The following is a 26180-nucleotide window of genomic DNA, read 5'->3' on the forward strand; positions in this document are numbered from 1 at the left end:
GTATCCCTGTGGCGACGAGCTGCCGAATGGTTATTGGGCGGGCTTTGAAGAAAGAGGTGGCACGGCTTCGCTGCGCACCGGGAAGGACTGCTGGCGGCGGTCGGCGAAAAAGTATTCTAGGGTACGCCCGACCGTGCGGAAAGCCAGCTCGGACCAAGGGATGTCCGCCTCGTCGAACAGCTGCACTTCGAGGCTTTCGGGGCCGGCGGCGAAGTCCAGGTCGACCAGTTCGGCGCGGTAGAAGATATGCACCTGGCTGATATGCGGCACGTCGATCAGCGTATAGATCGCCAGGTTGCGCACGCGGGCGCAGGCTTCCTCCAGGGTTTCGCGCGTGGCGGCCTGTTCGACGGTCTCGCCGTTTTCCATAAAACCGGCGGGCAGGGTCCAGTAACCCAGGCGCGGCTCGATGGCACGACGGCACAGCAGCACTTTATCGCCCCACACTGGCACGGTACCGGCGACGATATTGGGGTTCTGATAGTGGATGGTGGAGCAGTGATCACACACAAAACGCAGGCGCCCGTCGCCTTCGGGAATGCGTTGGGTCACCGGTTTACCGCACTGGCTACAGAAATTCATGCTGGGGTTCCTGGAAAGTGCGCCTATCTTGGCGTGGCGGGCGGGGGCCTGCAAGTTGTCGTTTAGCGACACCTGCCGGGTTTTGGGGTTGGGCACCCGCACGCTTTGGTGCATGATGCAAGGTAGCCAACAGACCGAGATGACTCATGCTGGACGAGCTACTTCGCCGGGTAAGCAATCACACCCCCCACACGCTGGAAACCGACGGGCGTTTCCCCGAGGCCGCGGTGCTGGTGCCGATTACCCGCAGTGACGAACCTGAGCTGATCCTGACCCTGCGCGCCAGCGGCCTGTCGACCCATGGTGGCGAAGTGGCCTTTCCCGGCGGGCGCCGCGACCCCGAAGACCCGGACCTGATCTTCACCGCCCTGCGTGAAGCCGAAGAAGAAATCGGCCTGCCCCCCGGCCTGGTGGAAGTCATCGGCCCACTGAGCCCGCTGATCTCCCTGCACGGCATCCGGGTCACGCCCTATGTGGGGGTGATCCCCGACTACGTCGAGTACCTGGCTAACGATGCTGAAATCGCTGCCGTCTTCAGCGTTCCCCTGGACTTTTTCCGACAGGATCCACGCGAACATACCCACCGAATCGATTACCAGGGTCGCAGTTGGTACGTGCCCAGTTATCGCTTCGGCGAATACAAGATCTGGGGCCTGACGGCAATCATGATCGTCGAGTTGATCAATCTGCTTTATGACGACGCCCAGATAAGCCTGCACCAGCCGCCCAAGAGCTTCATCAATACCTAAGCCGTCGTTTGAACGGCCAGCCGTGAGGGAACAGCATGAAATACCGCCTGGGCGATGCCCGCGTCGAGACCCATCCACACAGCTGGGTGGCGCCGAATGCCACGCTGGTGGGCAAGGTCAAGCTGGAGGAGGGCGCCAACGTCTGGTTCAACGCGGTGCTGCGTGGCGACAACGAGCTGATCCTGATCGGCAAGAACAGCAACGTCCAGGACGGCAGCGTGATGCACACCGATATGGGCTACCCGCTGACCCTGGGCACCGGCGTGACCATCGGCCATAACGCCATGCTGCATGGCTGCACGGTCGACGATTACAGCCTGATCGGTATCAACGCGGTGATCCTCAACGGCGCCAAGATCGGCAAGCACTGCATCATCGGCGCCAACGCGTTGATCGGCGAAGGCAAGGAAATCCCCGATGGCTCCCTGGTGATGGGCTCGCCGGGCAAAGTCGTGCGTGAGTTGACCGACGCACAGAAGCGGATGCTGGAAGCCAGCGCCGCGCACTATGTGCATAACGCCCAGCGTTACGCGCGGGACCTGGTTGAGCAGGAAGAATGAACCCGATTGAACGCCCCGTCGCCTCGCCGTGCGTGAGCATTTGTGCGCTGGACGATGACGATATCTGCACCGGCTGCCAGCGCACCGTGGATGAGATTACGCGTTGGAGCCGCATGGACAACGCCGAGCGCCGGGTGGTGTTGGGGTTGTGCCATGAGCGGGCGGTGGCGAGTGGGTTGGTGTTTATGGTTTCTGGGAAATCCGGTGCCTGATAGACCGCCATCGGGGCAAGCCCCCTCCCACACTTGACCGCGTTTGATCTGTAAGAATGCGGTCAACATGTGGGAGGGGGCTTGCCCCCGATGAGGCCCTCCCAGACGACATATTTCAAAATGTGAAGTACCCTGTGCCCCTTGTTCACAGGTCCCTCGCCCCATGCTCTTCCTGATCGCCTACATCAGCAGCGTCGTGCTGATCAACTTCGCCTTCTCCACTGCCCCGCACCTGGACGTCATCTGGTCGGCCTGGGGCGGCCTGGTGTTTATTCTGCGCGACATGGTGCAAACCCGCTTCGGCCACGGGGCGATCATCGCCATGCTGGCGGCGCTGGTGTTGTCGTATATCACTTCGGACCCGTCCATCGCCCTGGCCAGCGCCACGGCATTCGCGGTGTCGGAATGCATTGACTGGCTGGTGTTCAGCATCACCAAGCGCCCGCTCCACGACCGCCTGTGGATAAGTTCGGCGCTCAGCATTCCCCTTGATACCTTTATCTTCTTCGGCCTGATCGGTGCGCTCACCCCTGCCGTGGTGGGCACCGCCTTGGCGTCGAAGTTCGCCGGGGTCACGGCGGTGTGGCTGATCATGGCCTGGCGCATCCGCAAGCGGGCCGTCGCCAACTGAGGCCAATTTTTACAGTTCATGTAAAATGCCGGCCTTTCTCCCCATGATCCGCTCCCCTGAGGACCTGAGATGACCCGAATCGGAACTCCATTGTCGCCAACCGCGACCCGCGTTTTGCTGTGTGGCTGCGGTGAGCTGGGCAAGGAAGTGGTGATTGAACTGCAACGCCTGGGCGTTGAAGTGATTGCCGTGGATCGCTACGCCAATGCGCCGGCCATGCAGGTTGCCCATCGCAGCCATGTGATCAACATGCTCGACGGCGCCGCCCTGCGTGCGGTGATCGAAGCGGAAAAACCGCACTTCATCGTGCCGGAAATCGAAGCCATCGCCACCGCGACGCTGGTTGAGCTGGAAGCCGAAGGCTTCACCGTGATCCCGACTGCGCGCGCCACGTCGCTGACCATGAACCGTGAAGGCATCCGTCGCCTGGCCGCCGAAGAACTGGACCTGCCGACCTCGCCGTACCATTTCGCCGACACCTTCGAGGACTACAGCAAGGCCGTCCAGGACCTGGGTTTCCCCTGCGTGGTCAAGCCGGTGATGAGTTCGTCGGGCAAGGGCCAGAGCCTGCTGCGCAGCGCTGACGACGTGCGCAAAGCCTGGGATTACGCCCAGGAAGGCGGACGTGCAGGCAAGGGCCGAGTGATCATCGAAGGTTTTATCGACTTCGACTACGAAATCACCCTGCTGACCGTGCGCCACATCGGCGGCACCACCTTCTGCGCGCCGGTCGGCCACCGTCAGGAGAAAGGCGACTATCAGGAATCCTGGCAGCCACAGGCCATGAGCCCGGTTGCGCTGGCAGAGTCCGAGCGCGTCGCCAAAGCCGTGACCGAAGCCTTGGGTGGCCGTGGTCTGTTTGGCGTGGAACTGTTCGTCAAGGGTGATCAGGTGTGGTTCAGCGAAGTGTCGCCACGCCCGCACGACACGGGTTTGGTGACGTTGATTTCCCAGGACCTGTCGCAGTTTGCCCTGCATGCGCGTGCCATCCTGGGCTTGCCAATCCCGTTGATCCGTCAGTTCGGGCCTTCGGCGTCGGCGGTGATTCTGGTGGAAGGGCAGTCGACCCAGACCGCGTTTGCCAACCTCGGCGCTGCACTGAGCGAGCCGGACACGGCGTTGCGTCTGTTTGGTAAGCCAGAAGTGAATGGCCAGCGCCGCATGGGCGTGGCGTTGGCGCGGGATGAATCGATTGAAGCGGCTCGGGCCAAGGCGACCCGTGCTTCCCAGGCGGTTGTGGTAGAGCTGTAAAGCATCGGGAGCAAGCCCCCTTCCACATTTTGATCGCATTGTTCCAGTAGAAATGCGGTCAAAATGTGGGAGGGGGCTTGCTCCCGATAGCTGTTTATCAGACGACCTTGTTCAAATCGTTATCCCGCGTCTCTTTCAGGCACAGCACAGCAATCAAGCTGAGCAACGCTGCCGCCGACACATACCCACCGACATAACTCAGCCCACCCATCGCCACCAGCTTGGTCGCGAAGAACGGTGCAGCCGAAGCGCCCACAATCCCACCCAGGTTATACGCTGCCGAAGCACCGGTATAACGCACGCGGGTCGGGAACAGTTCCGGCAGCATGGCGCCCATCGGCGCGAAGGTTACGCCCATCAGGAACAGCTCCAGCGCCAGGAACAATGCCACGGCCCAGGTCGAACCGTGGGTCAGCAGGGGCTCCATGGTGAAGCCGGACAGGATCGCCAGGATTGCGCCGACGATCAGCACCGGCCTGCGTCCGTAGCGATCACTGGCCAAGGCGGCCAAAGGCGTGGCAAGGCCCATGAACAATACGGCAAAGCACAGCAGCCCAAGGAATGTCTCGCGGCTGTAGCCCAAGGTCGACACGCCGTAGCTCAGGGAAAACGCAGTGGTGATGTAAAACAGCGCGTAGCACACCACCATCGACGCGGCGCCCAGCAGCACCGGCAGCCAATGCTGGCTGAATAACTCCACCAGCGGCACTTTCACCGGCTTTTCCTTGGCCACGGCGTTGGCGAACACCGGAGTTTCGTGCAGTTTCAAGCGTGCATACAGGCCGACCATCACCAGCGCCGCGCTGAGGATGAACGGAATACGCCAGCCCCAACTGCGGAACTGCTCGTCGTTGAGGCTCATGGCCAGGATCAGGAACAGGCCGTTGGCGGCCAGGAACCCGATGGAGGGGCCCAGTTGCGGAAACATGCCGAACCAGGCGCGTTTGCCTTTGGGCGCGTTCTCGGTGGCCAGCAAGGCGGCGCCGCCCCATTCCCCGCCCAACCCAAGGCCCTGGCCGAAACGCAGCACGCACAACAGGATCGGCGCCCAGGCCCCGATGCTGTCATAGCCGGGCAGCAAACCGATCAGCGTGGTGCACACGCCCATTAGCAGCAACGAGGCCACCAGCGTGGATTTTCGGCCGATACGGTCGCCAAAGTGGCCAAACAATGCCGAGCCCAGCGGACGCGCGATAAAGGCGATGCCAAAGGTCAGGAATGACGCCAGCATCTGCGCAGTGCCGGAGGTCTGCGGGAAGAACACCGGGCCGATCACCAGGGCTGCGGCGGTGGCGTAAATATAGAAGTCGTAGAACTCGATGGCGGTGCCGACGATGCTCGCGGTGGCGACTCGTGCAGTCGAGTTGGTCGGGGCGGCGGTCGCAGCCTCGTTATAGGTGGTGCTCATTGAGTTATCCCTGACAGTCGTTGCGCGTTTGGACGCGGATTATTATTGGGTCGAACCCCCTTGGATCAGGGTAGTGCGCGGGGCGGCTCGGGATGGGAGCGAACACCGGTCAGACACGATGCAGCGGAGCCTGGACGCGCGGAGTGCGGGTAGCACGCGGTCGGGCGGGGCTTGGGTAAGCCGCAGGGATTATAGGAAGGGGTGTGTGGATCCAACAAGGGGCTGACACGCTGCAAATCCAAATGTGGGAGGGGGCTTGCTCCCGATGGCAGTGGGTCAGTCCCCGAATGCAGTGAATGGCACACCGCTATCGGGAGCAAGCCCCCTCCCACATTTGGATTTTGGTTTGTCAGGAGAGCTACGCGGCGACAGGCACTCGGCTGGTGTGCCAGATCAGCACTTTCGCTACGCGGTTGTCTTCGGTCTCGAGGATTTCCAGGCGATAGCGCCCGATCTTCAGGCACACCGCGCAATCCGGAATGGTTTCCAGCGCTTCGGTCACCAGGCCGTTGAGGGTCTTTGGGCCGTCGCTGGGCAGGTGCCAGCCCAGGCTCTTGTTCAGTTCGCGGATCGAGGCGGCGCCATCAATGATGTAGCGGCCGTCGGTCTGGGCTTCGATGTGCGGGTTGTCGGTGCTTTGCTCACTTTCGAATTCACCGACAATTTCTTCGAGGATGTCTTCCAGGGTGACGATGCCCAGCACTTCGCCGTACTCATCCACGACCATGCCCAGGCGCCGCTGCTGTTTGTGGAAGTTCAGCAGTTGCAGTTGCAGTGGGGTGCTTTCCGGGACGAAGTAGGGTTCGTGGCAGGCGGCGAGCAATGCGTCCTTGGTCAGGCTGGCATCGGGCAGCAGGTGCTGGACCTGGCGGGTATTGAGCACGGCCTGGACCTGGTTGATATCACTGTGGAACACCGGCAGGCGGGTGCGCGGGGAGGTGCGCAGTTGTTCGATGATGTCTTCAATCGAGTCGTCGAGGTTGATGCCGTCCACTTCACTGCGTGGCACCAGGATGTCATTGACCGTGATGTTGTCCAGCGCGTGGATGCCAGGCATGCCGGGGGTGCGGTCGGCGTCGGCATCAGGCTCGGGTTCGTCATCGTGGTCGGGTAGCGGTTCATCGCTCTTTTTAACCACCCCGGATTTGCGCGCAAACGGGCGCAATAACAGCAGGCTGATGCCGTTGAGCAGCCAGGCCAGGGGATAGAGGATTTTCAGCGGTACGCCCAGCAGCGTATTGCCAAAGCCCAGGATCGCTTGCGGATAACGGGTGGCCAGGGCGCGCGGCAGGTAGTCGGCCAGCACCAGCAGGAGTGCACAGGACATCAGCCAGCCGAGCCAAGGGCCGTTCTGTGCCCAAGCATAGATCGCCAGCAGGGTGCAGAGAATCACCACGGCGGCGCGACACAGGCTGTTGCACAGGATCAGGCTGTGACGCGGGAAATTCAGGCGGGCGGCCGCTTTGTCTCCCTGGCGAGTGCCGGGGCGCAGGGCCAGCAGGTGCTGTTGTGCGGCTTCGATGGCGGTAAACAGCCCGGCCCATAACACCAGCAAGGCGATTACCGCGAGCATCGGCCCCAGGGGCAAGTTGTCCATGATTGCTGCCCGTCAGATATGCAGGATGTATTCGCGAACCAGCTTGCTGCCGAAATAGGCCAGCATCAGCAGGCAGAAACCGGCCAGGGTCCAGCGGATCGCTTTATGCCCGCGCCAGCCGAGGCGGTTGCGGCCCCACAGCAGCACGCTGAACACGATCCAGGCCAGGCAGGCCAGCAGGGTCTTGTGCACCAGGTGCTGGGCAAACAGGTTTTCGACGAACAGCCAGCCGGAGATCAGCGACAGCGAAAGCAGGGTCCAGCCGGCCCACAGGAAACCGAAGAGCAGGCTTTCCATGGTTTGCAGCGGTGGGAAGTTCTTGATCAGGCCGGAAGGGTGCTTGTGCTTGAGTTGGTGGTCCTGCAACAGCAGGAGCAGGGCCTGGAACACCGCGATGGTGAACATGCCATAGGCCAGGATCGACAACAGGATATGCGCGAGGATGCCGGGCTCTTCGTCAATCACCTGTACGGTGCCGGTGGGGGCGAACTGCGCCAGCAGCACCGTCAGCACGCCCAGGGGAAAGAGCAGGACCAGCAGGTTCTCGACGGGGATCCGGTAGCAGGCCAGCAATGTCAGCGCGATGACTGCTGCAGCGATCAGGCTGGCGGCGCTGAAAAAGTCCAGGCCCAGGCCAACCGGGGTCATCAGGTGGGTGAACAGGCTCGCGGCGTGGGCCAGCAGGGCGAGGACGCCCAGGCCGACCAGCAGGCGTTTGTCCGCCTTGGTGCCTTGGGCAAGACGAGTGCCCTGATAGAGGGTCGCAGCGGCATAAAGGAGTGCGGCGGCGAGGCTGGGTAGCAAACTGGGTGACAAGGGGACCATAAATCCTGATAGACAAGCCCGAAAGGCGCTGAGTTTGGCATACACCTGCGTTCCACGAAAGACTCCCGGACCAGACAGCGGGTGTGCATGGACGCAGTCTTCGCTATAATCCGCGATCTGCCCACGCCGCAGGCTCGCCGAGCGCTGTGTTTAATAGCGATTTACCACAGCCTGGGCTGCCATTACCTCGGTCTACCAATGCATTTCGATGATTAGGGCCTGAAAGGATCGCGCATGTTTGAAAACCTGACTGACCGTCTCTCGCAGACGCTGCGCCATGTAACCGGCAAGGCCAAGCTGACCGAGGACAATATTAAAGACACCCTGCGCGAAGTGCGCATGGCGTTGCTGGAAGCCGACGTGGCCTTGCCAGTGGTGAAGGACTTCGTCAACTCGGTCAAAGAGCGCGCAGTGGGCACTGAAGTGTCCCGCAGCCTGACGCCGGGCCAGGCCTTTGTGAAGATCGTCCAGGCCGAACTCGAAAGCCTGATGGGTGCGGCCAACGAAGATTTGAACCTCAGTGCCGTGCCACCGGCCGTCGTGTTGATGGCCGGCCTGCAAGGTGCGGGCAAGACCACCACCGCCGGCAAGCTGGCGCGCTTCCTTAAAGAGCGCAAGAAGAAGTCCGTGATGGTGGTATCGGCCGACGTGTACCGTCCGGCGGCCATCAAGCAGCTGGAAATGCTCGCGGGCGAAGTGGGCGTGACCTTCTTCCCGTCCGACCTGAGCCAGAAGCCGGTCGACATCGCCAACGCCGCTATTAAAGAAGCAAGGCTCAAGTTCATCGACGTGGTCATCGTCGATACCGCCGGTCGCCTGCACATCGATGAAGAGATGATGGGCGAGATCAAGGCGCTGCATGCCGCGATCAACCCGGTCGAGACGCTGTTCGTGGTCGACGCCATGACCGGCCAGGATGCGGCCAATACCGCCAAGGCCTTCGGCGATGCGCTGCCGCTGACCGGCGTGATCCTCACCAAGGTGGACGGCGACGCCCGTGGCGGTGCCGCGCTGTCGGTGCGTGCCATCACCGGCAAGCCGATCAAGTTCATCGGTATGGGCGAGAAGAGCGAAGCGCTCGAACCGTTCCACCCTGAGCGTATCGCCTCGCGTATCCTCGGCATGGGCGACGTGCTCAGCCTGATCGAACAGGCCGAAGCGACGCTCGACAAGGACAAAGCCGATAAGCTTGCTAAAAAGTTGAAGAAGGGCAAGGGCTTCGACCTCGAAGACTTCCGCGACCAACTGCAACAAATGAAGAGCATGGGCGGCCTTGGCGGCCTGATGGACAAGCTGCCGAACATCGGCGGTGTGAACCTGGCGCAAATGGGCAATGCCCAGGGCGCGGCAGAGAAGCAGTTCAAGCAGATGGAAGCCATCATCAACTCCATGACCCCGGCCGAGCGCCGCGACCCTGAGCTGATCAGCGGTTCGCGCAAGCGTCGGATCGCCATGGGTTCCGGCACCCAGGTGCAGGACATCGGTCGCTTGATCAAGCAGCACAAGCAGATGCAGAAGATGATGAAGAAATTCTCCGCCAAGGGCGGAATGGCCAAGATGATGCGCGGCATGGGCGGTATGTTGCCCGGCGGCGGCATGCCGAAAATGTAAAGTATTCGAGCGGGAGTTCACTCCTGCTCCGACCCACAGGGATGTGGGATCTCCAGCAAACCCGCCGTTGGCGGGGGCTGACCTGCCGTTTTAACCGACGGCTCTCTAGCAGATCTGAATGGCCCGCTGATAGGCGCCAGAAAAAGACATTTGCAAAAGTCCGGATATTCCTTAGAATATGCGGCCTTTCGGGCACCTATGCCCGCTGTGCATTTAGATTTGCAGCACCGACTACAGGAACGATGTTCACATGCTAACAATCCGTCTTGCCCTTGGCGGCTCCAAAAAGCGCCCGTTTTACCACTTGACCGTAACTGACAGCCGCAACCCACGTGACGGCTCTCACAAGGAACAAGTAGGTTTCTTCAACCCGATCGCTCGTGGTCAAGAAGTCCGCCTGTCCGTGAACCAAGAGCGCGTAGCCTACTGGCTGAGCGTTGGTGCACAACCGTCTGAGCGTGTTGCCAAGTTGTTGAAGGACTCGGCTAAGGCCGCAGCCTGAGCAATATGAACGCGACGCCAACTGTTGCTGATGATTTGATCGTTATCGGCAAGATTTATTCTGTTCATGGCGTTCGCGGCGAAGTGAAGGTGTATTCCTTTACTGATCCGACTGAAAACCTGTTGCAGTACAAGACCTGGACGCTCAAGCGCGAAGGTAGTGTGAAGCAGGTCGAGCTGGTCAGTGGGCGCGGGAGCGATAAGTTCCTGGTCGCAAAGCTCAAGGGTCTTGATGACCGTGAAGAAGCTCGTCTTCTGGCCGGTTATGAGATCTGCGTGCCGCGCAACCTGTTCCCTGAATTGACCGACGGCGAGTACTACTGGTACCAGTTGGAAGGTCTGAAGGTTATTGATCAACTCGGGCAATTGTTCGGGAAAATCGATCATCTTCTGGAAACCGGCGCCAATGATGTAATGGTGGTCAAGCCTTGCGCTGGCAGCCTGGATGATCGCGAACGCCTGTTGCCCTATACCGAGCAATGCGTGTTGGCTGTCGACCTGGCCGCAGGCGAGATGAAGGTGGAATGGGACGCGGACTTCTAAGCGTGGCTAATTTGCGCATTGAAGTGATCAGTTTGTTTCCCGAGATGTTCTCCGCCATCAGCGAGTACGGCATCACCAGTCGGGCGGTGAAACAGGGGCTGTTGCAGCTCACCTGTTGGAACCCGCGAGACTACACGACGGATCGACATCACACTGTGGACGATCGCCCATTTGGCGGTGGCCCGGGCATGGTGATGAAGATCAAGCCCCTGGAAGACGCGTTGGCTCAGGCCAAGGCAGCCGCCGGGGAGAAGGCGAAGGTTATTTACCTGTCCCCTCAAGGCCGCCAGCTGAAACAGGCTGGGGTCCGCGAACTGGCGAATGAGGAAGCACTGATCCTGATTGCCGGTCGCTATGAAGGCATTGACGAGCGCTTTATTGAGGCTCATGTCGATGAAGAGTGGTCGATTGGGGACTATGTCCTGTCTGGCGGTGAGCTGCCGGCGATGGTCCTGATAGATGCGGTTACACGACTGCTGCCTGGAGCTTTAGGGCATGCGGACTCCGCGGAGGAAGATTCCTTCACGGATGGTTTGCTGGATTGCCCGCACTACACCCGACCGGAGGTGTATGCGGATCAGCGTGTTCCCGACGTATTGCTAAGTGGCAATCACGCACACATCCGGCGTTGGCGTTTACAGCAGTCCCTTGGTCGGACCTATGAACGACGCGCCGATCTTCTGGAAAGCCGCTCGCTTTCTGGAGAAGAGAAGAAGCTGCTCGAGGAATACATCCTCGCGCGGGACGATAGTTAACAACGTATCGATGGTAGGTCCATTGACTTACCTTAGGAGCACAGCATGACTAACAAAATCATCCTTGCACTCGAAGCAGAGCAGATGACCAAAGAGATCCCTACCTTTGCCCCGGGCGACACTATTGTCGTCCAGGTGAAAGTGAAGGAAGGCGACCGTTCGCGTCTGCAAGCGTTCGAAGGCGTGGTAATCGCCAAGCGTAACCGTGGTGTGAACAGTGCTTTCACTGTTCGTAAAATCTCCAACGGTGTTGGCGTAGAGCGTACTTTCCAGACCTACAGCCCGCAAATCGACAGCATGGCCGTCAAGCGTCGCGGTGACGTACGTAAAGCCAAGCTGTACTACCTGCGTGACCTGTCCGGTAAAGCAGCTCGCATCAAGGAAAAACTGGCTTAAGTCCAGCTTCCCGATGCAGAAAAAAGCAGCCTACGGGCTGCTTTTTTGTGCCCGCGATTTGAGGTCCGGGATAGGATCTACCTGATTCCGCCATTTTTCTGTTCGAGTCCCTATGCCCGCCATCGACCACCCCCTGATCGACCGTTTCCTCGATGCCCTATGGCTGGAAAAAGGCCTGTCAGATAACACCCGCCAGGCCTACCGCAGCGACCTGGCGCTGTTCAACGGCTGGCTGCAGGAGAAACACCTGGAACTGATCAATGCCGGCCGCGAGCTGATCCTCGATCACCTGGCCTGGCGTCTGGAGCAGAACTACAAACCCCGTTCCACTGCACGATTTCTCTCCGGTGTGCGTGGCTTTTATCGCTATTTGCTCAGGGAGAAACTGATTACCCTCGATCCGACCCTGCAAATCGATATGCCGCAACTGGGCAGGCCCTTGCCCAAATCCCTGTCGGAAGCCGACGTCGATGCCTTGCTCGCTGCGCCCGACCTCAGCGAAGCCATCGGCCAGCGTGACCGCGCCATGCTGGAAGTGTTGTATGCCTGTGGCCTGCGGGTCACGGAGCTGATCAGCCTGACTCTGGAGCAAGTCAATCTGCGCCAGGGGGTGCTGCGGGTAATGGGCAAGGGCAGCAAGGAGCGGCTGGTGCCGATGGGGGAGGAAGCGATTGTGTGGGTCGAGCGCTACATGCGCGATGCCCGTAGCGAGCTGCTTGGCGGGCGGCCCAGCGATGTGCTGTTTCCCAGCCAACGCGGCGAACAGATGACCCGCCAGACGTTCTGGCATCGCATCAAACACCAGGCCAAGGTCGCGGGGATCGGCAAGAGCCTGTCGCCCCACACTTTGCGCCATGCATTCGCCACCCATTTGCTCAACCACGGTGCGGATTTGCGCGTGGTGCAAATGCTGCTCGGGCACAGCGACTTATCCACCACCCAGATCTACACCCATGTGGCGCGTGCGCGCTTGCAGGATATGCATGCCAAGCACCACCCGCGAGGCTGAAAAGCGCCAATTTATTCCTCCACGGGCTGCCCTGCGGCCCAACTGTGGTAGGCTTTGCCGGTTAGCAAAGGGGACCGCCCGCACCCGTGTTTCCGTATTGGCGCGCCTGCACCCGTCCCTGCATCTGCCTTCAGGAGTTTCCATGCGCTTGACCCAGATTATTGCCGCCGCAGCCATTGCGTTGGTTTCCACCTTTGCCGTCGCCGATGACGCTGCCGAGCAGACCATCCGCAAGAGCCTGGCCAACCTGCAACTCGACACCCCGATCGAAAGCATCAGTGCCAGCCCCATGGCCGGCCTGTATGAAGTCAAGCTCAAGGGCAGCCGCGTGCTGTACGCCAGTGCAGACGGTCAGTACATCGTCCAGGGCTACCTGTTCCAGCTCAAGGACGGCAAGCCGGTCAACCTGACCGAGAAAGCCGAGCGCCTGGGCGTGTCCAAGCTGATCAACGGCATCCCGGTGGCTGAAACCGTGGTTTACCCGGCCATCGGCGAGACCAAGACCCATATCACCGTGTTCACCGACACCACCTGCCCGTACTGCCACAAGTTGCATGCCGAAGTGCCTGCGCTGAACAAGCTCGGCGTGGAAGTGCGCTACGTAGCGTTCCCGCGCCAGGGCCTGGGTTCGCCAGGCGACGAGCAGTTGCAGGCCGTATGGTGCTCGGCCGACAAGAAAGCGGCCATGGACAAGATGGTCGATGGCAAGGAAATCAAGGCCGCCAAGTGCGCCAACCCGGTGTCGAAGCAATTTGCACTGGGCCAGTCCATCGGCGTCAACGGTACACCGGCCATCGTTTTGGCTGACGGCCAGGTGATTCCGGGCTACCAGCCGGCACCACAAGTTGCCAAACTGGCGCTGAGTGCCAAATAAACCAGCATTGTCGAACCTTTGACGATGCTGGCCCGTGGATAAGTCGGCGGGCCATTAATTGAAAGCCGCAGTTGTGCGGCTGTTTTTCACGGCCGACCTAGCGTCGGCCGTTTCATGGGGAGTTCTTCAGTGAAACCGGTCAAAGTAGGCATCTGTGGGTTAGGGACCGTCGGTGGCGGCACCTTCAACGTACTTCAGCGTAATGCTGAAGAAATTTCCCGCCGTGCAGGGCGTGGGATTGAAGTGGCGCAAATTGCCACGCGTTCGCCAAAGCCTCAGTTCCAAACGACCGGTATTGCGATTACCAACGATGTCTTCGCCGTGGCCACCAACCCTGAAATCGATATCGTCATCGAGCTGGTGGGCGGTTACACCGTGGCTCGCGAGCTGGTGCTCAAGGCCATCGAGAATGGCAAGCACGTGGTCACCGCCAACAAGGCGCTGATCGCCGTACACGGCAACGAGATCTTCGCCAAGGCCCGCGAGAAAGGCGTGATCGTGGCGTTCGAAGCCGCGGTTGCCGGCGGTATCCCGGTGATCAAGGCGATCCGTGAAGGCCTGTCCGCCAACCGCATCAACTGGGTGGCCGGCATCATCAACGGCACCGGTAACTTCATCCTCACCGAAATGCGCGAGAAGGGCCGTACCTTCGAAGACGTACTGGCTGAAGCCCAGGCACTGGGGTACGCCGAAGCCGACCCGACATTCGACGTGGAAGGCATCGACGCGGCGCACAAGCTGACCATCCTGGCGTCCATCGCCTTTGGTATCCCGCTGCAGTTCGACAAGGCCTACACCGAAGGCATCACCAAGCTGACCACTGCCGACGTGAACTACGCCGAAGCCCTGGGCTACCGCATCAAGCACCTCGGTGTCGCGCGCAGCACCCCGGCGGGAATCGAGTTGCGTGTGCACCCGACGCTGATCCCGGCTGACCGCCTGATCGCCAACGTCAATGGCGTGATGAACGCCGTGATGGTCAACGGTGATGCCGCCGGCTCCACCCTGTTCTACGGTGCCGGCGCCGGCATGGAACCGACCGCTTCGTCGGTGATCGCCGACCTCGTGGACGTGGTGCGCGCCATGACCAGCGACCCGGAAAACCGCGTGCCGCACCTGGCCTTCCAGCCGGATTCGCTGTCGGCCCACCCGATCCTGCCGATCGAGGCATGCGAAAGCGCCTACTACCTGCGCATCCAGGCCAAGGATCACCCGGGCGTGTTGGCCCAGGTGGCCAGCATCCTGTCGGAGCGCGGTATCAACATCGAGTCGATCATGCAGAAGGAAGTCGAGGAGCAGAACGGCCAGGTGCCGATGATCCTGCTGACCCACCGGGTGCTCGAGCAGCACATCAACGATGCCATCCAGTCACTGGAAGCTCTCCAGGGTGTGGTTGGGCCGGTAGTACGGATTCGCGTCGAACATTTGAATTAATCCAGCTGCAAGCTATTAGCTGCAAGCTGCAAGTAAAAGCCGATCAGCTTTAACTTGCCGCTTGTAGCTTGAAGCTTGAAGCTCAAACCAAAGGTTTGCTTTTATGCGCTACATCAGCACCCGCGGCCAGGCACCGGCCCTGAATTTCGAAGACGTCTTGCTGGCAGGCCTTGCCACTGACGGCGGCCTGTACGTGCCGGAAAACCTGCCACGCTTTACCCAGGAAGAAATCGCTTCGTGGGCCGGCCTGCCGTACCACGAGCTGGCGTTCCGGGTGATGCGCCCGTTCGTCACCGGCAGCATCCCCGATGCGGATTTCAAAAAGATTCTGGAAGAGACCTACGGCGTGTTTTCCCACAGCGCCATCGCGCCTCTGCGCCAGCTCAACGGCAACGAATGGGTGCTCGAGCTGTTCCATGGCCCGACCCTGGCGTTCAAGGACTTCGCCCTGCAACTGCTGGGTCGCCTGCTGGACTACGTGCTGGAGAAGCGCGGCGAGCGCGTGGTGATCATCGGCGCCACCTCGGGTGATACCGGTTCGGCCGCCATCGAAGGCTGCAAGCACTGCGAAAACGTCGACATCTTCATCCTGCACCCGCACAAGCGTGTCTCGGAAGTACAGCGCCGCCAGATGACCACCATCTTCGGCGAGAACATCCATAACATCGCCATCGAAGGCAACTTCGACGACTGCCAGGAAATGGTCAAGAACAGCTTCGCCGACCAGGGCTTCCTCAAAGGCACACGCCTGGTGGCGGTGAACTCGATCAACTGGGCGCGGATCATGGCCCAGATCGTCTACTACTTCCACGCCTCGCTGCAGTTGGGTGGCCCGGCGCGCTCGGTGTCGTTCTCGGTGCCGACCGGCAATTTCGGCGACATCTTCGCCGGCTACCTGGCCCGTAACATGGGCCTGCCGGTCAACCAGTTGATCGTCGCCACCAACCGTAACGACATCCTGCACCGCTTCATGAGCGGCAACCAATACGTCAAGGAAACCCTGCACGCCACCTTGTCGCCGTCCATGGACATCATGGTGTCGTCGAACTTCGAACGCCTGCTGTTCGACATGCACGGTCGCAACGGCGCAGCCATCGCCGGCTTGATGGACACCTTCAAGAGCGGCGGCGGTTTCAGCGTTGATGAAGAGCGCTGGACCGAAACCCGCAAGCTGTTCGACTCCCTGGCCGTGGACGACGCGCAGACCTGTGAAACCATCGCCGAGGTCTACGCCCAGACCGGCGAGCTGCTCGACCCGCACACCGCCATTGGGGTGAAGGCCGCCCGCGAATGCCGTCGTAGCCTGGATATCCCGATGGTGATCCTCGGCACCGCCCATCCAGTGAAATTCCCGGAAGCGGTGGAGAAGGCGGGTGTCGGCAAGGCGCTGGAACTGCCGGTGCACCTGACAGACCTGTTCGAGCGTGAAGAGCGTTGCACGGTGCTGCCGAATGACTTGAAGGCGATGCAGGCGTTTGTCAGCCAGCATGGCAATCGTGGCAAGCCTTTGTAAGGCAGGTCACCAAGACAAAAACGCCGCTTTCCCTTCCTTGGGTCAGCGGCGTTTTTTGTTTCTGGCAGGCCCGACAGCGTGCCGTTTACAAGAGCAACTTAATCGCTACTCCAGTAATCGAAGCAATCGTTGCGACCACGGCCATTGCTACGCCCATGGGGTACCAGAAAGTTTCACAGTTTATTTTCAGGGATTCCGATCTGAGCTTATCTTGCTCAGCCTGCATGCGTGATATTTCTGCGTAAATGCGCCTTACATCGGCATGCATTTTCTCCATCGTCGCCAGTCGCTCATCGTTTTCCACCATCGCATTCCTCCTTCGCAATAAGGGCCTTTGGCATACGCTTTACCCACGTGGCACTGTGATCAGCGCTCATCGAGTATAGGATTCACCCATGGCCTGCGCGGCAGGGGAAGCCCAAAACAGCAGCCCATTGCGTAAGCATTTATGTGCCGCCGTTTTTTGCCTGTCATGTTGCAAGCGCATGCTGGAAACGTCATCCCCCGACAACCCCGCATAAACGAAAAAGCGAACTTTCCTACGTCACAACCAGTCACTTAGGATAGATGCAGCTCCCGTTTACAAGAATGTTTGCGAACTATTGAGTGGTGATCGAGATGGAAAGTATCAGCCTATTGCTCGAAGAGGCACTGAGCCCTTATCAGGTGACGTTGACCACCGCAGGTGTGCAGGAAGAGTGCCTGGTAACCGTGAAGAACCCCGCCGGTGCGATCATGGTCGAGCGTGAAGTCGACCGGGCGCAATTGCTCGATAAGCGCCTATTGGTGGATGTGGTGGATTGCCTGCTGCGTGATCTCAAGATCGCTGAAGGACGCCTGGAACCCTCGGTCATCGCGGCCTTGCGCAACGCCGCCCAGACCCGCAGCGCTGCCGTTGCATGAAGAATTGTTTATAGATGGAAACTTCCCACGTCATGGCCGGTCAGATTTCGTAACAGCAAGAGCAAACATTGTGCTCCGGTGTTTGTGCCTTGTTGTACTGGTCTTTGTAGGCCACGTTTAACCCCGAAGTGTCTCCCCACTCTTCGGGGTTTCTTTTTGCCTGGGATTTGTCACGGCGCTGGCGAGTCCTGGAAAAAGCTCGGGTTGTCTCGCAGGTAATGTTCACGCATGACAGGGTCCAGCCAGGCGGCATAGGACTGTTGTACTTGTGCCAGCGGGAGGCTGGGCAGAACCTGGTTGATCCGTTCCATGGCTTCGCGCCCCTCAGGTGTATCCGAGCAGCCGATATGCGTGCGCTGGTAAGGCGCTGTGCCCTTGATGGGGTAGAAGCTGAGGTCGTCGGCTGCGATCCCCTGTTGCATCGCGTGGTAGCGGATTTCCGGCCAATAGCCCAGCACTGCCTCCAGCCGGCCCAGGCGCTGCATCTGCAGCAAGCTGCCAAGGGCATCGTTGCCGTAGTGCAGTGCCAGTTTGTGTGTGTCGGCCTGTTTCAGTCGCTCATCGATAACGGCGCCGTAGCTGCGTTCCGCGATCGCGCCTACCCTTGCCTTAGGGGCGTCGAAGAAGGCCTGCAGGTCAAATTGGCCGTCTACGATAAACGCCGCCAGGGCGCCCTGCTGGCTGCGTCGGATCGTGATGCCATTACTGGCGACCACAAACGCCTGCCTGGAAAATACGATGTACCTGGCCCGCTCGGCCGTCCACAGCAAGGATGGATCGCAGGTGAGCGTGGGTTCGCGCAGCATCTGCATGCCGCGCGCGCGATTGACGTGCATTACCTGGTGGCGATATTCCGGCAAGTGTCCGATCAGTATCGGCAGCAACTGGTCCAGGGCACCCTGGCCTTTGCCTGGCCCTTCGAAGATGGTCAGCGGCGGCAAGTCGCGCAATAACCAGATCAACGTGCCCTCTGCGCTCGCCGGTACGGGCCAGCCGCCGGCCAGCATGGCGGCCAGGTACAGCGCAATGAGCCAGTGTTTGCAGCCGTGGGGCATCAGATTGCACCTTGCTCACGCAGGCGGACAATGGCAGCGGCGTCGTATCCCAGCTCGCCCAACACCACGCCGTTGTGTTCACCCAGTTGCGGCCCCACCCATTCGCAACTGCCCGGTGTGTCCGACAGCTTGGGCACGATGCCCGGCATCTTGAAGTCCTTGCCGCCGGGAAGCCGGGCCTTGAGGAACATCTCGCGCGCGAGGAATTGCGGGTCGCCCAGCATGTCCTCGGCGCTGTAGATACGGCTGGCGGGCACTTCAGCCTTGTTGAGTTGCTCCACCACCTGCTCCAGCGGCAGCGAGTTCACCCAGCGATCAATCACGCCATAGAGTTCATCGCGACGGCTATCGCGCCCGTCATTGCTGGCCAGTTGTGGATCGTTCGCCAGGTCTTCCCGGCCGATGGCACTCATGAAGCGTTTGAAGATGGCATCGCCGTTGGCACCGATCTGTACGTGCTTGCCGTCCGCGCTGGTGTGGATCGACGACGGCGTGATGCCGGGCATGATGTTGCCGGTACGTTCGCGAATAAACCCGAATACGTCGAACTCGGGGATCATGCTTTCCATCATGGCGAAGATGGCTTCATACAGCGCCACATCGACCACCTGGCCCACACCGCCGTTAACCTCGCGATGACGCAGCGCCATCAAGGCGCCGATGACCGCCCACAGCGCGGCGATGGAGTCACCAATGGAGATTCCGGTGCGCACCGGCGGGCGATCTTCGAAACCGGTGATATAGCGCAGCCCGCCCATGGACTCGCCCACTGCGCCAAACCCGGGCTGGTCTTTCATCGGCCCGGTCTGGCCAAAACCCGAGAGGCGCACCATCACCAGTTTTGGATTCAGCCCATGCAGGGTTTCCCAGCTCAGGCCAAGCTTCTCCAGTACGCCGGGACGGAAGTTTTCGATCAGGATGTCGGCGTCTGCCAGCAGTTGCTTGAGAATCGCCAGCCCGTCCGGGTGCTTGAGGTTCAACGTCAGGGACTTTTTGTTGCGCGCCTGCACAAACCACCATAACGAGGTGCCTTCATACAGCTTGCGCCATTTGCGCAACGGGTCGCCGCCGTCCGGGGATTCGACCTTGACCACCTCGGCACCGAATTCAGCACAAATGCGTGAGGCGAAGGGCCCGGCGATCAGGGTGCCGAGTTCGATGACTTTCAGGCCGGCAAGCGGTTTGGCATTAAACGACATGGGGATCCTTGTCTGCGCAGAACGGTGATGTGAAGCCTTTTAACATAGGCGAGCAGGCCAGGGATAAGGATGATGCAGCGCAGGATTCGTTGAATGGCCTCGCCATCGGTTAGACTGGCCGCCTTTCCCTGTCTCTAGAAGCCCGTTCATGGCCCAGCCGTCCACGACCTACAAATTCGAACTCAACCTCACCGACCTCGACCGTTCGGTGTACGAGAGCGTCAAGCAGACCATCGCTCGCCACCCCTCGGAAACTGAAGAACGCATGACCGTGCGTCTGCTGGCCTACGCCCTTTTTTACAACGAACAGTTGGCGTTCGGTCGTGGCCTGTCAGATGTAGACGAGCCAGCCCTGTGGGAAAAAAGCCTGGATGATCGGGTTTTGCATTGGATCGAAGTCGGCCAGCCGGATGCCGACCGCCTGACCTGGTGCTCGCGTCGCACCGAGCGCACCAGCCTGCTGGCATACGGCAGCTTGCGTGTTTGGGAAGGCAAAGTGGTGCCGGTGGCGAACACCCTGAAGAATGTCCACATCGCAGCAGTGCCCCAGGAGATTCTGGAGGTTCTGGCCAAGGATATGCCCCGCGTGATCAAGTGGGACGTGATGATCAGTGAAGGCACGATCTTCGTCACCGACGACCGTGGCCAGCACGAAGTGCAACTGCAATGGCTGGTCGGCGAACGCGGTTGAATTGGAGCTGCGAGCCTCAAGCTACAAGCTTGAAGCTTGAAGCTAATATCCCCCTACAGAGAACTCCCCAACGTCCCATGCGTATCGATCCCCGCCCGTTGCCCGCCGTCTTGCCCTTCCTGGGTGAATTGCCACCGCTATTGACCCGTCTCTACGCCGCTCGTGGCGTGCAGTCCGAGGCCGAGCTGGACAAGAGCCTGGCGCGGTTGATTCCCTATCAGCAGCTCAAGGGCATCGACGCGGCGGTGGACTTGCTGGTGACGGCATTGGAGCAGCGCCAGCGCATCCTCATCGTCGGTGACTTCGACGCCGATGGTGCCACCGCCAGCACCGTAGGTACCCTGGGCCTGCGTTTGCTCGGTGCGGCCCATGTCGATTACCTGGTGCCCAACCGCTTCGAATACGGCTATGGGCTGACCCCGGAAATCGTCGCTGTGGCCCTGCAGCGCGAGCCGCAGTTGCTGATCACCGTGGACAATGGCATCTCCAGTGTCGAAGGCGTGGCGGCGGCGAAAGCGGCGGGGTTGCAGGTATTGGTGACCGATCACCACTTGCCTGGTGATGAGCTGCCGGCGGCGGATGCCATCGTCAACCCGAACCAGCCGGGCTGTGAGTTCCCGAGCAAGGCCCTGGCCGGCGTGGGCGTGATCTTCTACGTACTGATGGCCCTGCGCGCGCGTTTGCGCAGTTTGGGCTGGTATGAAAACCAGCCTCAACCCAACATTGGCGAGCTGCTCGACCTGGTCGCCCTGGGCAGCGTCGCCGACGTGGTTCCCCTGGACGCCAATAATCGCATCCTCGTGCATCAGGGCCTGGAGCGTATTCGTGCCGGTCGCGCACGGCCGGGGATCAAGGCGATCCTCGAAGTGGCCAAGCGGGATGCAGCGCGCATCACCTCCACCGACCTCGGCTTTATCCTCGGGCCACGCTTGAACGCCGCCGGGCGCCTGGACGATATGAGCCTGGGCATCGAATGCCTGCTCACCACGGATTTCGCCGCGGCACGGGAAATGGCCGCACAACTGGACGGCATGAACCAGGACCGCAAATCCATCGAGCAGGGCATGCAGCGCGAAGCCCTGGCTCAGCTCAAGGACTTGCCGGTGGACTCAATGCCCTACGGCTTGTGCCTGTTTGATCCGGACTGGCACCAAGGTGTGATCGGCATTCTTGCGTCGCGCATGAAGGAGCGGTACTTCCGCCCCACCATTGCCTTCGCCGATGCAGGCGATGGGCTGCTCAAGGGCTCAGGGCGCTCTGTGCAAGGCTTCCACATCCGCGATGCCCTGGCGGTGGTCGCGAGCCAGCACCCCAACCTGATCAGCAAATATGGCGGCCACGCCATGGCGGCGGGGTTGACCTTGCCCGAGGAAAACTTCCCACTGTTTGCCGAGGCCTTTGACGCCGAAGTGCGTCGGCAGCTGCGCGAAGAAGACCTCACCGGGCGCCTGCTGTCCGATGGCACCCTGGCGGTGGAAGAGTTTCACCTGGAACTGGCGCGCGCATTGCGCCACGCCGGGCCGTGGGGGCAGCACTTTCCCGAGCCGTTGTTCCATGGCGTGTTCCAACTGGTCGAGCAGCGGGTAGTAGGGGAGCGGCACCTGAAAGTGGTGCTCAAGAGCGAATGCGGGTCGGTGAAGCTCGATGGCATTGCCTTCGGCGTCGACCGGGAAGTCTGGCCGAACCCGACCGTGCGTTGGGTGGAGTTGGCCTACAAGCTGGATGTGAACGAGTTTCGTGGCAATGAAACCGTGCAATTGATGATCGCGCATATCGAACCGCGTTAAATCTCACTGACACCACAAACAACTGTGGGAGGGGGCTTGCCCCGATAGCGGTGTTTCAGTCAGCTTACCTCTAGCTGACCCACCGTCATCGGGGGCAAGCCCCCTCCCACATTTTTTATCGCCTACAGCCTGAGATTACTCGGCTTTGTCCTTGGCCTGGTGTTTGACGATGATATCCACCAACCGCTTGGCCAGTGCCGGATAGTTCTCATCGAAGTGATGCCCGCCCGGCAGTTTCACCGCCTCGCCCACGGCGGTCTTGTCGGTGCAGCCACTCTCGTCGACTTCCTCGGCACCGTAGATGCACACCACCTTGTCAGCCGGCAGCTTGGCCATTTCCGGGCCGGTCGCGGCTTCTTTGCCGGCGTTGCCCAGCCAGCCTTCCACTTCGATTTCAAAGCTGCCGGTGCGGGCGAAGGCCAGCAGGATGATGACGTCCACACGCTGTTGTTCGTTTTCCGGCAGGCGGTTGTAGATCGCCGGCAGTACGTCGGCACCGAACGAGTAACCGGTCAGTACAAAGCGCTTGGTGCCCCACTTCTGCCGGTAGTGCTGCATCAGCTCGGTGAGGTCCTTGGCGCTTTGTTCCGGGGTCTTGTGCTGCCAGTAGTAGCGCAGGGTGTCGATGCCGACCACCGGGTAACCGATCTTGGCCATTTCGCCGGCCACGTCGCGGTCGAGGTCACGCCAGCCGCCATCACCGGAAAGGAACAACGTCACGGTGTCCTTGGCCTGGCCAGCCGGCACTTCCACCACGGGAATCGCCAGGCCGCCGTTGTCCGAACCCACCAGTTGCTTGCGCAGTTCGTTGTTCAGCACTTGCGGATAGTGAATGTCGTAGTCGCTGATACTGGTAGTGGCGCGCGGGGTGTCACGTACGAAACTGGCGCTTTCATCGTCAGGGTTGTCGTTCCAGGCCACCAGCCAATTACCGTGTGCGGCGGTTTTCGGCAGTGGGTCCTTGCACCCTTCCTGCACCAACGCGAAGCCGACGGAGATGGCGTTGGCCTTGTCGTCGCTCTGAGTGGCCAGCCAGCGCCAGGCGAGGGCGGCGCCAGGGCCGATGCCGCTGACCAGGGTCGCGGGGCCCTTGAGCTGGCCCAGGGCGCTTTGCAGCGCTTGTTCCTGGAGCTTGCAGTCATCCTTTGGCAGGATCACCTGGACGATCTGCGCCTTGCCGCCCTGGCTCAGGGTAATCAACTGGCTATCGGTCAGTGTTTCGTCAGCCATCACCGCCACCGCGACGCGGGCTTTCGGGGTGCCGGCCGGGGTCACGCGGGTCATCACCGAGCCGTCGGCCTGGGGCAGTTGCTCCAGGGTCGGCTGCGGGGCAGGGCGGTTCCAGAACCAAAAGCCGCCACCCAGGACCAGGGCGAGCAGCACTACAAAGGCCAATACATACCGCCAGGAGCGTCGAATCATCAGCGTTTCACCAATCCAGTCAAGCCGCCCGCGATCAGGGCGGCGGTATCGGCCAGTGCCACCAGCGGGTCAAGTCCTGCGGGCACGGCCATGTAACGGGGTTCCCAGTCAGGCTGGAACTTGTCTTTGAAGCGGCGCAAGCCTTGGAAGTTATACAGTTGCTCGCCGCGACGGAACACCATCGAGCCCAGGCGCTGGGTCAGTGGCGCGCCGCGTCGCGGTTGCAGGCCCGACAATGGCACCATGCCGAGGCTGAAGCGGGCGTAGCCGTGACTCTTATAGTGTTGAATCAGGCCGACCATCATGAATTCCATGGTCAACTTGGGCGCATCCGGGTGGGCGCGCATCAGGTCGAGACTGGCCAGGTCGTGGTTGTAGGTCTCGAGCAGGTTGGCGAAGGCCACCGGGCGGCCTTCGAAGCGAATGATCGCGATACGAAAGTGCTTGAGGTAGTCGTCGCTGAAGCGTCCGAGGGAAAAGCCTTTTTCCCGCACATTTTTACCGGTAAGCCAGGCGTCCGAGATGACTTTTAATTCATCCATCGGTGCCGTGCCGGGTTCAAAGATCTCCAGGGACAGGCCGTCCCGGGTGCCACGGTTCCAGGTGTAGCGCAGGTCCTTCATCTCTTTGCCCTTGGCTTCCAGGTCAAAGCGTTTCAGGTCGACGCGGGCTTCCTCGCCCAGCTTGATCGCGGTGAGGCCGATGTCCATGTAATAGGGCAGGTTCTCGGCGCGTACCTGATAGAACACCGGGCGCGCATGATGGATGTCGCACAGGTCGCGGAACTGCCAGATCATTTCGGCACGGGGCTGGGTCGGACCGATCGGGTCATACAAGGCCACCAGGCTGCGGCCGCGACGGGCATACATCAGGAACGCTTCGTCATTCGGGTGGAACAGCAGCGCCTTGTCGCCGGTCAGCGCCAGGCCGCCGTCGGGTTGCGACGATGCCATCAGGATCTTGCTGGCGCGTTCCAGTTCCTCGGGTGTCGGCAGGTGGATCACCGGGCGTGCGGTGCGCAGCAGCCAGGTCAGCGAGACGATGACCAGCAGCACGGCGGCGCCCAGCAGCGAGCGCAGGCCGCGCGGGGCATTGGCATCGAGGGTGAACTGCCACCACAGTTGATGGCTGTACGGTACATCTTGATACGCGAACAGCAGCAGCCAGATAGAAGCCCCCAGCACACAGACGCTGGCCACCAGATACAGCGGTGAGAAAGGCAGCTCGGTCAGGCGGCTGGCGCGATAGAACGAGCGGCGGAAGATCGCCAGCAGTATCGCCGTCATGGTCATCAGGCTGGCTTCTTCCCAATCGAACCCCTTGAGCAGCGAGAGCAGGGCGCCCACCAGCAGCAGCACCATGGTCAGCATCCACGCAGCCGACAGGCGTCGACGCAGGCCCTGGGCCAGCAACAGGCACAGCACGCCGATCAGGCTGGCACCGAAGTGCGAGGCGTCAATCAGGCGGTGGGGGATCAGGAAGCCGATGTTTTCCAGGCGTGAGTCGATTTCTGGCGTGGCGCCGGAAAACAGCAGGACCACGCCGGACAAAAAAACCAGTACGGCCAGCACCGGCGCCGCCAAACCCGAGGCTACCCGCAGGCTTTGCTGAGTCTGGAACAGGCGCTGCGCTTCGTTGACCAGCAGGAATACGCAGGCGATCAGCAGCGGCAGGACCACGTAGATCATGCGGTACAGCAGCAGGGCGGCAGCCAATGGCGCGGCACCGAGCTTGTCGGCGAATGCGGCGAGCAGGATGGCTTCAAATACGCCCACGCCCCCTGGCACATGGCTGAGCACACCAGCGGCCAGCGCCAGCAGGTACACGAGCAGGAACGGGCCGAAAGGCGGTGCTTCCGGCAGCAGCATATAAAGGACGGTGGCGGCAGCGGCAACGTCCAGTGCGGTGATGATCAGTTGCAGGAATGTCAGGCGGCGACCGGGCAGACGCAGGGTCCGACGCCCGGCTTTTACCAGCAGGTTGTCCGGGTAGGGTTGTTCCGGCAGGCGGCGGCGATAGATGCCGATGCACAACATGGCCGACAGCAACAGCACTGCGCCGGCAACGCCGCCGAGCACCGTTTGTGGCAAATGCAGGTAGGTCGACGCTGCCGGCAAGTTGCTCAGCGTGGCCAATGCAGCCAGCGGGGGCAGGGCGCAGCCCAGTGCCAGGCTGGCGAACACGGTCATGTGGGCGACTTCCGAAGCCCCGATGCCATGGCGTGCATATAAACGGTAGCGTACCGAACCGCCCGAGAGCATCGACAGGCCAATGGCATTGCCGATCGCAAAGGCAGTAAAGCCGCCAAGGGCCAAGGTCTTGGCCGGCAGGTTCACCCCGGCATAGCGTGCGCCGGAAAACTCATAGCCCAGCAGAATGACAAACCCGGCGACGGCGGCGGCGAACGCACCGAGCAATGCGGGTTTGGGGACTTCCAGGATCGAGTCGTGGAGAGCGTAGAGGTCCAGCTCCAATAGCAGGTGCCGACAGGCGATCAGGGCGATTGCGAACAGCAACAAGGTCACGGCCAGCCCGATGGGTTGCCGGTATTTGCTCAACAGATCCAGCCAGCGCAAGCGGGTGGGGGCGATAGGTTGTTCTGCTGTGACGGTGTCTTGTGGTTCAGACGAGTTGGCGCGCATCAATCACCTCGTGGATTGTGCGCGACAGGA

The 26180-nt window shown here is 61.0% G+C and carries 26 protein-coding genes; 17 read left to right on the forward strand and 9 right to left on the reverse strand.

Annotated features, from left to right (window positions below):
* Positions 1–30: 30 nt before the first annotated feature.
* Positions 31–582, reverse strand: coding sequence for an NUDIX hydrolase (locus PspCFBP13509_RS24320; RefSeq protein WP_065924840.1), 552 nt, complete (start codon positions 580–582; stop codon positions 31–33).
* A gap of 146 nt (positions 583–728) precedes the next feature.
* Between PspCFBP13509_RS24320 and PspCFBP13509_RS24325 the strand changes: the two genes are divergently transcribed.
* The 5 genes from PspCFBP13509_RS24325 to purT all read left to right on the forward strand — a co-directional run bounded on the left by PspCFBP13509_RS24325 (position 729) and on the right by purT (position 3985).
* Positions 729–1331, forward strand: a complete 603-nt coding sequence (locus PspCFBP13509_RS24325) for a CoA pyrophosphatase (RefSeq protein ID WP_015885706.1) — start codon at positions 729–731, stop codon at positions 1329–1331.
* 35 nt (positions 1332–1366) lie between these two features.
* Positions 1367–1891, forward strand: coding sequence for a gamma carbonic anhydrase family protein (locus tag PspCFBP13509_RS24330; protein ID WP_065924838.1), 525 nt, complete (start codon positions 1367–1369; stop codon positions 1889–1891).
* On the forward strand, positions 1888–2103 hold the full coding sequence (locus PspCFBP13509_RS24335) for a DUF1289 domain-containing protein (protein WP_065924837.1): 216 nt from the start codon (positions 1888–1890) through the stop codon (positions 2101–2103). The genes PspCFBP13509_RS24330 and PspCFBP13509_RS24335 overlap by 4 nt, the downstream gene beginning before the upstream one ends.
* A 163-nt stretch (positions 2104–2266) precedes the next feature.
* The gene (locus PspCFBP13509_RS24340) at positions 2267–2734 is read left to right on the forward strand and encodes a VUT family protein (protein WP_065924836.1); all 468 of its coding nucleotides are present in this window, start codon (positions 2267–2269) and stop codon (positions 2732–2734) included.
* Positions 2735–2803: 69 nt separating this feature from the next.
* On the forward strand, positions 2804–3985 hold the full coding sequence (gene purT, locus PspCFBP13509_RS24345) for a formate-dependent phosphoribosylglycinamide formyltransferase (protein ID WP_137212812.1): 1182 nt from the start codon (positions 2804–2806) through the stop codon (positions 3983–3985).
* A gap of 97 nt (positions 3986–4082) precedes the next feature.
* On the opposite strand, the gene PspCFBP13509_RS24350 is transcribed toward purT, so the two are convergent.
* The 3 genes from PspCFBP13509_RS24350 to PspCFBP13509_RS24360 all read right to left on the reverse strand — a co-directional run bounded on the left by PspCFBP13509_RS24350 (position 4083) and on the right by PspCFBP13509_RS24360 (position 7815).
* The gene (locus tag PspCFBP13509_RS24350; protein WP_065924834.1) at positions 4083–5393 is read right to left on the reverse strand and encodes an MFS transporter; all 1311 of its coding nucleotides are present in this window, start codon (positions 5391–5393) and stop codon (positions 4083–4085) included.
* A gap of 358 nt (positions 5394–5751) precedes the next feature.
* Entirely contained in the window at positions 5752–6990 is a 1239-nt protein-coding gene (locus PspCFBP13509_RS24355) for a transporter associated domain-containing protein (protein WP_065924833.1), read from the reverse strand.
* A gap of 12 nt (positions 6991–7002) precedes the next feature.
* Positions 7003–7815: a cytochrome C assembly family protein gene (locus PspCFBP13509_RS24360; protein ID WP_065924832.1), complete on the reverse strand. Its 813-nt coding sequence runs from the start codon at positions 7813–7815 to the stop codon at positions 7003–7005.
* 234 nt (positions 7816–8049) lie between these two features.
* Between PspCFBP13509_RS24360 and ffh the strand changes: the two genes are divergently transcribed.
* The 9 genes from ffh (at position 8050) to thrC (ending at position 16451) form a co-directional block, all read left to right on the forward strand.
* Positions 8050–9426, forward strand: coding sequence for a signal recognition particle protein (ffh, locus tag PspCFBP13509_RS24365; protein WP_065924831.1), 1377 nt, complete (start codon positions 8050–8052; stop codon positions 9424–9426).
* Between the two features lie 250 nt (positions 9427–9676).
* On the forward strand, positions 9677–9928 hold the full coding sequence (gene rpsP / locus PspCFBP13509_RS24370; protein WP_003238923.1) for a 30S ribosomal protein S16: 252 nt from the start codon (positions 9677–9679) through the stop codon (positions 9926–9928).
* A gap of 5 nt (positions 9929–9933) precedes the next feature.
* The gene (rimM, locus tag PspCFBP13509_RS24375; protein WP_027605457.1) at positions 9934–10470 is read left to right on the forward strand and encodes a ribosome maturation factor RimM; all 537 of its coding nucleotides are present in this window, start codon (positions 9934–9936) and stop codon (positions 10468–10470) included.
* Positions 10452–11225 carry a tRNA (guanosine(37)-N1)-methyltransferase TrmD gene (gene trmD, locus PspCFBP13509_RS24380; RefSeq protein WP_173390389.1) on the forward strand — a complete coding sequence of 258 codons (774 nt, stop codon included), beginning with the start codon at positions 10452–10454 and terminating at the stop codon, positions 11223–11225. Before rimM ends, trmD begins: the two co-directional genes overlap by 19 nt.
* A gap of 45 nt (positions 11226–11270) precedes the next feature.
* Positions 11271–11621 carry a 50S ribosomal protein L19 gene (gene rplS / locus PspCFBP13509_RS24385; RefSeq protein WP_003175895.1) on the forward strand — a complete coding sequence of 117 codons (351 nt, stop codon included), beginning with the start codon at positions 11271–11273 and terminating at the stop codon, positions 11619–11621.
* Positions 11622–11733: 112 nt separating this feature from the next.
* Complete coding sequence (xerD, locus tag PspCFBP13509_RS24390; RefSeq protein ID WP_065924830.1) at positions 11734–12630, forward strand: site-specific tyrosine recombinase XerD; 897 nt, start codon at positions 11734–11736, stop codon at positions 12628–12630.
* Between the two features lie 142 nt (positions 12631–12772).
* Positions 12773–13504 carry a thioredoxin fold domain-containing protein gene (locus PspCFBP13509_RS24395; protein WP_003175893.1) on the forward strand — a complete coding sequence of 244 codons (732 nt, stop codon included), beginning with the start codon at positions 12773–12775 and terminating at the stop codon, positions 13502–13504.
* A gap of 129 nt (positions 13505–13633) precedes the next feature.
* Entirely contained in the window at positions 13634–14938 is a 1305-nt protein-coding gene (locus tag PspCFBP13509_RS24400) for a homoserine dehydrogenase (RefSeq protein ID WP_074847565.1), read from the forward strand.
* 103 nt (positions 14939–15041) lie between these two features.
* Complete coding sequence (gene thrC / locus PspCFBP13509_RS24405; protein ID WP_137212813.1) at positions 15042–16451, forward strand: threonine synthase; 1410 nt, start codon at positions 15042–15044, stop codon at positions 16449–16451.
* An 85-nt stretch (positions 16452–16536) separates the two neighbouring features.
* Here the strand turns inward: thrC and PspCFBP13509_RS24410 are convergent, their stop codons facing one another.
* Positions 16537–16758, reverse strand: coding sequence for a hypothetical protein (locus PspCFBP13509_RS24410; protein WP_027605463.1), 222 nt, complete (start codon positions 16756–16758; stop codon positions 16537–16539).
* A gap of 311 nt (positions 16759–17069) precedes the next feature.
* Between PspCFBP13509_RS24410 and PspCFBP13509_RS24415 the strand changes: the two genes are divergently transcribed.
* Positions 17070–17354, forward strand: a complete 285-nt coding sequence (locus PspCFBP13509_RS24415) for a DUF3509 domain-containing protein (protein WP_065924827.1) — start codon at positions 17070–17072, stop codon at positions 17352–17354.
* A 170-nt stretch (positions 17355–17524) separates the two neighbouring features.
* Here PspCFBP13509_RS24415 and PspCFBP13509_RS24420 read toward each other — a convergent pair whose 3' ends face one another.
* On the reverse strand, positions 17525–18409 hold the full coding sequence (locus PspCFBP13509_RS24420; protein WP_137212814.1) for a TIGR02285 family protein: 885 nt from the start codon (positions 18407–18409) through the stop codon (positions 17525–17527).
* Positions 18409–19608, reverse strand: coding sequence for a CaiB/BaiF CoA transferase family protein (locus PspCFBP13509_RS24425; protein WP_027605466.1), 1200 nt, complete (start codon positions 19606–19608; stop codon positions 18409–18411). Before PspCFBP13509_RS24425 ends, PspCFBP13509_RS24420 begins: the two co-directional genes overlap by 1 nt.
* A gap of 148 nt (positions 19609–19756) precedes the next feature.
* On the opposite strand from PspCFBP13509_RS24425, the gene PspCFBP13509_RS24430 reads away from it, so the two are divergent.
* Positions 19757–20299, forward strand: coding sequence for a YaeQ family protein (locus PspCFBP13509_RS24430; RefSeq protein WP_027605467.1), 543 nt, complete (start codon positions 19757–19759; stop codon positions 20297–20299).
* A 77-nt stretch (positions 20300–20376) separates the two neighbouring features.
* Positions 20377–22086 (forward strand): single-stranded-DNA-specific exonuclease RecJ, encoded by a 1710-nt coding sequence (recJ, locus tag PspCFBP13509_RS24435; protein ID WP_137212815.1) that lies wholly within the window; start codon positions 20377–20379, stop codon positions 22084–22086.
* 135 nt (positions 22087–22221) lie between these two features.
* Here recJ and PspCFBP13509_RS24440 read toward each other — a convergent pair whose 3' ends face one another.
* Both PspCFBP13509_RS24440 and mprF read right to left on the reverse strand, forming a co-directional pair.
* Positions 22222–23508 (reverse strand): virulence factor family protein, encoded by a 1287-nt coding sequence (locus PspCFBP13509_RS24440; RefSeq protein WP_065947905.1) that lies wholly within the window; start codon positions 23506–23508, stop codon positions 22222–22224.
* A complete protein-coding gene (mprF, locus tag PspCFBP13509_RS24445; protein WP_065925010.1) occupies positions 23508–26150 on the reverse strand; it encodes a bifunctional lysylphosphatidylglycerol flippase/synthetase MprF in 2643 nt (880 codons plus the stop codon). Before mprF ends, PspCFBP13509_RS24440 begins: the two co-directional genes overlap by 1 nt.
* Positions 26151–26180: the final 30 nt, after the last annotated feature.

The organism is Pseudomonas sp. CFBP13509, from assembly GCF_005233485.1.
GTDB classification, from domain to species: Bacteria; Pseudomonadota; Gammaproteobacteria; order Pseudomonadales; family Pseudomonadaceae; genus Aquipseudomonas; species Aquipseudomonas marginalis.

Excerpts from the sequence above, each read along its gene's own strand:
- PspCFBP13509_RS24410 (WP_027605463.1), bottom strand. The coding sequence starts at position 16,758 with ATGGTGGAAAACGATGAGCGACTGGCGACGATGGAGAAAATGCATGCC.
- rpsP (WP_003238923.1), top strand. The coding sequence starts at position 9,677 with ATGCTAACAATCCGTCTTGCCCTTGGCGGCTCCAAAAAGCGCCCGTTT.
- PspCFBP13509_RS24360 (WP_065924832.1), bottom strand. The coding sequence starts at position 7,815 with ATGGTCCCCTTGTCACCCAGTTTGCTACCCAGCCTCGCCGCCGCACTC.
- recJ (WP_137212815.1), top strand. The coding sequence starts at position 20,377 with ATGCGTATCGATCCCCGCCCGTTGCCCGCCGTCTTGCCCTTCCTGGGT.
- PspCFBP13509_RS24340 (WP_065924836.1), top strand. The coding sequence starts at position 2,267 with ATGCTCTTCCTGATCGCCTACATCAGCAGCGTCGTGCTGATCAACTTC.
- PspCFBP13509_RS24395 (WP_003175893.1), top strand. The coding sequence starts at position 12,773 with ATGCGCTTGACCCAGATTATTGCCGCCGCAGCCATTGCGTTGGTTTCC.
- PspCFBP13509_RS24355 (WP_065924833.1), bottom strand. The coding sequence starts at position 6,990 with ATGGACAACTTGCCCCTGGGGCCGATGCTCGCGGTAATCGCCTTGCTG.
- PspCFBP13509_RS24320 (WP_065924840.1), bottom strand. The coding sequence starts at position 582 with ATGAATTTCTGTAGCCAGTGCGGTAAACCGGTGACCCAACGCATTCCC.
- PspCFBP13509_RS24335 (WP_065924837.1), top strand. The coding sequence starts at position 1,888 with ATGAACCCGATTGAACGCCCCGTCGCCTCGCCGTGCGTGAGCATTTGT.
- PspCFBP13509_RS24415 (WP_065924827.1), top strand. The coding sequence starts at position 17,070 with ATGGAAAGTATCAGCCTATTGCTCGAAGAGGCACTGAGCCCTTATCAG.
- PspCFBP13509_RS24440 (WP_065947905.1), bottom strand. The coding sequence starts at position 23,508 with ATGATTCGACGCTCCTGGCGGTATGTATTGGCCTTTGTAGTGCTGCTC.
- PspCFBP13509_RS24425 (WP_027605466.1), bottom strand. The coding sequence starts at position 19,608 with ATGTCGTTTAATGCCAAACCGCTTGCCGGCCTGAAAGTCATCGAACTC.
- PspCFBP13509_RS24330 (WP_065924838.1), top strand. The coding sequence starts at position 1,367 with ATGAAATACCGCCTGGGCGATGCCCGCGTCGAGACCCATCCACACAGC.
- rplS (WP_003175895.1), top strand. The coding sequence starts at position 11,271 with ATGACTAACAAAATCATCCTTGCACTCGAAGCAGAGCAGATGACCAAA.
- rimM (WP_027605457.1), top strand. The coding sequence starts at position 9,934 with ATGAACGCGACGCCAACTGTTGCTGATGATTTGATCGTTATCGGCAAG.
- xerD (WP_065924830.1), top strand. The coding sequence starts at position 11,734 with ATGCCCGCCATCGACCACCCCCTGATCGACCGTTTCCTCGATGCCCTA.
- PspCFBP13509_RS24350 (WP_065924834.1), bottom strand. The coding sequence starts at position 5,393 with ATGAGCACCACCTATAACGAGGCTGCGACCGCCGCCCCGACCAACTCG.
- PspCFBP13509_RS24420 (WP_137212814.1), bottom strand. The coding sequence starts at position 18,409 with ATGCCCCACGGCTGCAAACACTGGCTCATTGCGCTGTACCTGGCCGCC.
- trmD (WP_173390389.1), top strand. The coding sequence starts at position 10,452 with ATGGGACGCGGACTTCTAAGCGTGGCTAATTTGCGCATTGAAGTGATC.
- PspCFBP13509_RS24430 (WP_027605467.1), top strand. The coding sequence starts at position 19,757 with ATGGCCCAGCCGTCCACGACCTACAAATTCGAACTCAACCTCACCGAC.
- ffh (WP_065924831.1), top strand. The coding sequence starts at position 8,050 with ATGTTTGAAAACCTGACTGACCGTCTCTCGCAGACGCTGCGCCATGTA.
- thrC (WP_137212813.1), top strand. The coding sequence starts at position 15,042 with ATGCGCTACATCAGCACCCGCGGCCAGGCACCGGCCCTGAATTTCGAA.
- mprF (WP_065925010.1), bottom strand. The coding sequence starts at position 26,150 with ATGCGCGCCAACTCGTCTGAACCACAAGACACCGTCACAGCAGAACAA.
- PspCFBP13509_RS24325 (WP_015885706.1), top strand. The coding sequence starts at position 729 with ATGCTGGACGAGCTACTTCGCCGGGTAAGCAATCACACCCCCCACACG.
- purT (WP_137212812.1), top strand. The coding sequence starts at position 2,804 with ATGACCCGAATCGGAACTCCATTGTCGCCAACCGCGACCCGCGTTTTG.